General features: G+C 71.4%; 5 protein-coding genes. 4 read left to right on the top strand and 1 reads right to left on the bottom strand.

Going from position 1 to position 4083, the window contains the following annotated elements; genetic code table 11:
* Positions 1-405 precede the first annotated feature (405 nt).
* A complete protein-coding gene (locus AC51EU_RS27840) occupies positions 406-963 on the bottom strand; it encodes an NADPH-dependent FMN reductase (RefSeq protein WP_496269853.1) in 558 nt (185 codons plus the stop codon).
* Positions 964-1292: 329 nt separating this feature from the next.
* Between AC51EU_RS27840 and AC51EU_RS27845 the strand changes: the two genes are divergently transcribed.
* The 4 genes from AC51EU_RS27845 to AC51EU_RS27860 form a co-directional block, all read left to right on the top strand.
* Positions 1293-2126, top strand: a complete 834-nt coding sequence (locus AC51EU_RS27845; protein WP_496269854.1) for a response regulator transcription factor — start codon at positions 1293-1295, stop codon at positions 2124-2126.
* A gap of 142 nt (positions 2127-2268) precedes the next feature.
* Positions 2269-2490, top strand: a complete 222-nt coding sequence (locus AC51EU_RS27850; protein WP_496269855.1) for a mannosyltransferase YkcB-related protein — start codon at positions 2269-2271, stop codon at positions 2488-2490.
* A complete protein-coding gene (locus AC51EU_RS27855; protein ID WP_496269856.1) occupies positions 2491-2682 on the top strand; it encodes a hypothetical protein in 192 nt (63 codons plus the stop codon).
* 142 nt (positions 2683-2824) lie between these two features.
* The coding region (locus AC51EU_RS27860; RefSeq protein WP_496269857.1) for an MFS transporter at positions 2825-4083 on the top strand (1259 nt) is incomplete at its 3' end.

Raw genomic sequence — 4083 nt, forward strand, 5'->3', positions numbered from 1 at the left:
TGAGGGGCGGGAAGGGGGTGGATTGACGGGGGCGGGGCCACACCAGGGGGACCGAGTGCACAGAGCAGTAGGGGACGCCCGGTGCAGTCGGGACCGGGGAGGCAGGGGCGGCCGGGCCCGCGGGGACGAGCGTCGGGAGGGCCGATTCGACGGAATACGAGGTGAGGTGGTTCGTCGTGTCCGGCTTCGGTGGGGCCGTATGGCGTCCAGCGGTGACCGGTTCGGTTCTTGCCGGGGCCGGTAGGGATCGGTCTGTGTCGGCTTCGACGAACAGCGGATCCCTAACGGGCCGGGCCGTGATCGGTTGGGGTGGCGCGTGGACTCCCGGGGACGAGATGACGTCGGCGGCCGCTTCGCCGCCGCGGTGTGGCTCGTCGGCGGACTGCTCCCGTCGCGCGGACCGGTTCAGGGTGCCGTGCGGGCCTGTGTGGCTGTGGTGGCGGCTGTGGCCAGGGCGGAGAGGGCGGAGCGGAGGTCGGACAGGGTCGATTCGTCGGTGATGCGTTCCCTTGTCGGGTCGGTCTTGGCGGCGATGGCGGGGATCTCGCGGCAGGCGGTGGTGAGGACGTTGCCGGTCATCATGCGGAGTACTTCGCGGAGTTGGGCGTTGGCGTGGGCGCCGCCGGTGGGGGCGGGAGAGGCGGTGAGCACCGCGACCGGCTTGCCGACGCATTCGCCGCTGCTGACCAGCCAGTCCAGGGCGTTCTTGAGGACGCCGGGAATGCCGTGCGCGTACTCGGGGCTGACGACCAGGAGTGCGTCGGCCTCGGCGGCCGCGGAGCGGAGGGCGGCGACGGGGGCAGGGGGAACGGCGTCCTCGCCGTCCAGGTCCGGGTTGAAGTGGGGGAGGGAGCCGATGTCCGCGACGGTGGACGGTCCGTCGAAGAGGGCGAGGGTGGAGTGGAGTACCGCGCCGTTCGAGGAGCGGGCGCGCAGGCTTCCGGAGAGGGCGAGGAGCTTCATGGAGGCGACGGTACGGGGTGGACGGGCGTGCGGGGTGAGGGGACTCGGCCCAGGGCGCTGTGTTGCGGTCGCGTGGCGGGAGTGGGGGCGTGAAAGTGCAGGTCAGGGCGATTGTCAGTGGGGGGTGAGAGTGTGGGGCGTGGCGATCGGTCCGGGCCGCGCGGGGGGCGGTCCGGCTCGGCCGTGCTCGGCGTGCACGGGAGCGTGACGGTGAACGTGCACGGAACGGAACGACGCGAGGCAGGAAAGGAGGAACGGGCGGGGGATTCTCAGGAGATTCACAGATTCGGGCAAGGGAGCTCTCACGGGGGCGGGCCACGCTCCAGGGCATGACCGTGACTTCTGCGATGTCGACGTCCGTGCCGTCCGCCGCATCCCCGGCTTCCCCGAGGGCCGGTGTTCCCGCGTCCGCCGAGGCGGCCGGCGCGGGGGCACGGGCCCCGGGCAGGGGACCGCAGCTGCGGCGGCACGACGGCGGGCCGGTGCGGGTCCTGGTCGTGGACGACGAGTCCTCGCTCGCCGATCTGCTGTCGATGGCGTTGCGTTACGAGGGCTGGGACATCAGGTCGGTGGGGGACGGCGCGGGCGCCCTGCGCCAGGCCCGCAGCTGGCGGCCGGACGCCGTGCTGCTCGATGTGATGCCGCCGGACAGGGACGGGCTGACCGTGCTCGGGCGGCTGCGTCGCGAACTCCCGGACGTGCCGGTGATGTTCCTGACGACGAAGGACGCCGTCGAGGACCGGATTGCCGGGCTGACGGCGGGCGGGGACGACTGCGTCACCAAGCCGTTCAGCCTGGAGGAGGTGGTGGCGCGGCTGCGCGGGCTGCTCCGGCGTGCCGGCGCGTCCTCCGCACGGGACGCCTCGCTGCTCACCGTGGGCGACCTGGTGCTCGACGAGGACAGTCATGAGGCGTGGCGGGACGGCCAGGAGATCCATCTGACGGCCACGGAGTTCGAGCTGCTGCGGTATTTGATGCGCAACCCGCGCCGGGTGCTGAGCAAGACCCAGATCCTGGACCGGGTCTGGAGCTACGACTTCGGTGGCCAGGCCAATGTCGTGGAGCTGTACATCTCGTATCTGCGCCGGAAGATCGACGCGGGACGGGCGCCGATGATCCACACCCGGCGTGGTGCCGGGTACCTGATCAAGCCGGCGGAGTAGCGGGGGTGTCCGGCGCGGCCGGGTGAGTGGTGAGGCCCGGGGAGCGGTGGGGCACGAGGGAGCGGCGAGTGGTGCATCGGCTGCCCGTGGTTCTGCTGAGTGCGGTGGTGTGTCTGCTGCCGGTGATGGGGGGGACTTCCTGGTGGTGCGACGGGTGCCGGTGGGCGGTGACTCCTGGGGCGGCCGCTGCGGAACCGGCTGCCCCTGGCGCGGCCTCCGCCTCTTCGCCCAAACCCGGGCCGCGCCCGCCGTCGGCTCCCGGAACGCCGCGAGCTACCAACTCGTCACTGGCCTCCCGGTGATGGCGAGCGGCGGCTTCAACGGGAGCGACCCCTCCCCGACGCTCGACCGGTTCACCGCGTAGGTGACGGAGGGGAAGATCCACTACTTCATCGCGGACGGTTGGGGCAGTCGGGACGGCAGGGGCGCCCACGGCGCCTCCAGTGGCAACCAGCGCACCGCGTCGCAGATCACCACCTGGGGCGAGAAGACCTTCACCAAGGTCACAACAGGCGCCACCACCCTCCACGACCTCACGAAGCCGCGCTCCAGGTGACAGACCAGGCCGGGACGCGCCCCGGGAAAGGGCGCCGCATCCACAGCCGCAGCGCCCCTCTCGAAATTCACTGTACGACGTAAAACCAGACTTGTACGGTGTACAGCGCACGCATCCGCCGCTCACCGCACAAGGAGCCCGCATGACCACCGCGGCCCCAGGAACCGACGCCGTCTCCCTGCCGCCGCCCGGCCGTGGGGCGGCCCGCTGGATGATCCTCGGGGTCATCTGTCTCGTACAGCTCACGGTCATCCTGGACAACACCGTTCTCAATGTCGCCATCCCCTCGCTCACCGGGGAACTGGGGGCCACCACCGCCGACGTGCAGTGGATGCTCAACGCCTACTCGCTGGTCCAGTCCGGCCTGCTGCTCACCGCGGGCAACGCCGCCGACCGGTACGGGCGCAGGAAGATGCTCGTCATCGGACTGGTGCTGTTCGGCGGCGCTTCGCTCTGCGCCGCCCTCGCGCAGTCGCCCGGCCAGCTGATCGCCGCCCGCGCGGGCATGGGCGTCGGCGGGGCACTGCTGGTGACCACCACCCTCGCCGTGCTGATGCAGGTCTTCGACGACGCCGAGCGTCCCAAGGCCATCGGCATCTGGAGTTCGGTGAGTTCCCTGGGCTTCGCCGCCGGCCCGTTGATCGGCGGTTCGCTGCTCGACCACTTCTGGTGGGGTTCGCTGTTCCTGGTGAATCTGCCGGTCGCGGTGATCGCGCTGGTCGCCGCGCTCGCGCTGGTCCCCGAGTCCCGGAACGCCGCCGGGGAGAAGCCCGACCCGGTGGGCGCGCTGCTGTCCGTGATCGGCATGGTCGGGGTGGTCTACGCGATCATCTCGGGCCCGGTCCACGGCTGGCTGTCCGGCCGGGTGCTGCTTCCGGCCGCCATCGGCGTCGTCGGCCTGGCGCTGTTCGCGTGGTGGGAGTTGCGGGTGCCGCATCCGATGCTGGACATGCGGTTCTTCCGCGACCGGCGGTTCGTCGGCGCGGTCTCCGGTGGCATTCTCGTCGCGTTCGGGATGGGCGGCTCGATGTTCCTGCTCACCCAGCACCTCCAGCTCGTCCTCGGGTACGGGCCGCTGGAGGCGGGTCTGCGGATGGCGCCGTTCGCCTTCACCGTCGTCCTGGTCAACTTCACCGGGCTGGGTGCCCGGCTGATCCCGAAGGTCGGCACCCCCGGCATGATCGTCCTGGGAATGTCGCTGCTGGCGGCCGGTCTCGCGGCGGTCTCCGTCCTCGGGGGCGGCGGCTACGGCGGAATGCTGGCCGGACTGCTCGTCATGGGCGTCGGTGTCGCCGTCGCCATGCCGACCATGGCCAACGCGATCATGTCCGCGATCCCGCCGGCCAAGGCCGGCATCGGCGCGGGGGTCAACGGCACCCTGATGGAGTTCGGCCAGGGCCT

This window comes from Candidatus Streptomyces philanthi (assembly GCF_059553635.1).